2 rRNA genes (1 of these 2 cut by a window edge) are annotated in these 1249 nt (G+C 55.6%); both read left to right on the top strand.

Features of this window, described 5'->3' with window-relative positions:
- Positions 1-1037: ribosomal RNA gene (locus tag G9U51_RS16980) — 23S ribosomal RNA — on the top strand (it extends 2200 nt beyond the left edge of the window).
- Positions 1038-1126: 89 nt separating this feature from the next.
- A 5S ribosomal RNA gene (gene rrf, locus G9U51_RS16975) occupies positions 1127-1244 on the top strand.
- The last annotated feature ends 5 nt before the right edge of the window (positions 1245-1249 follow it).

Genomic DNA, 1249 nt, shown 5'->3' with positions numbered 1-1249 from the left:
CCTTTTGGGGCGACGCTGAGAACTTAAGCGCCAGTAAACGGCGGTGGTAACTATAACCATCCTAAGGTAGCGAAATTCCTTGTCGGGTAAGTTCCGACCTGCACGAATGGCGTAACGACTTCTCCACTGTCTCAACCACGAACTCGGCGAAATTGCAGTACGAGTAAAGATGCTCGTTACGCGCAGCAGGACGGAAAGACCCCGGGACCTTTACTACAGCTTGGTATTGGTGTTCGGTACGGCTTGTGTAGGATAGGTGGGAGACTATGAAGCGCCCGCGCCAGCGGGTGTGGAGTCAACGTTGAAATACCACTCTGGTCGTTCTGGGCTCCTAACCTCGGTCCGTGATCCGGATCAGGGACAGTGCCTGGTGGGTAGTTTAACTGGGGCGGTTGCCTCCTAAAAGGTAACGGAGGCGCCCAAAGGTTCCCTCAGCCTGGTTGGCAATCAGGTATCGAGTGTAAGTGCACAAGGGAGCTTGACTGTGAGACAGACATGTCGAGCAGAGACGAAAGTCGGGACTAGTGACCCGGCGGTGGCTTGTGGAAGCGCCGTCGCTCAACGGATAAAAGGTACCCCGGGGATAACAGGCTGATCTTGCCCAAGAGCTCATATCGACGGCATGGTTTGGCACCTCGATGTCGGCTCGTCGCATCCTGGGGCTGGAGTAGGTCCCAAGGGTTGGGCTGTTCGCCCATTAAAGCGGTACGCGAGCTGGGTTTAGAACGTCGTGAGACAGTTCGGTCCCTATCCGCTGTGCGCGTAGGAAACTTGAGAAGACCTGTCCCTAGTACGAGAGGACCGGGATGGACGAACCTCTGGTGTGTCAGTTGTCCTGCCAAGGGCACCGCTGATTAGCTACGTTCGGACGTGATAACCGCTGAAAGCATCTAAGCGGGAAGCACACTTCAAGATGAGGTTTCCAACACCCTTTGGGTGGAGAGGCTCCCAGCAAGACGACTGGGTTGATAGGCCGGACGTGGAAGCACAGCAATGTGCGTAGCTGACCGGTACTAATAAGCCAACAACTTACCAACACAACAAACACGTTGTTCGCGTCCACTATGCGATATCTGAAACACCACACACCACCATGCATGGTTGGTAGTGGATAGTTTCATAGCGTTACGGCGGTCATAGCGAAGCGGGAAACGCCCGGTCACATTCCGAACCCGGAAGCTAAGCCCTTCAGCGCCGATGGTACTGCACCCGGGAGGGTGTGGGAGAGTAGGACACCGCCGGACAACTC

Origin of the sequence: Metallococcus carri (assembly GCF_011440275.1) — a bacterium.
Classification (GTDB): Bacteria; Actinomycetota; Actinomycetes; order Actinomycetales; family Dermatophilaceae; genus Metallococcus; species Metallococcus carri.
This window is presented reverse-complemented; position numbering and strand designations above follow the sequence as displayed.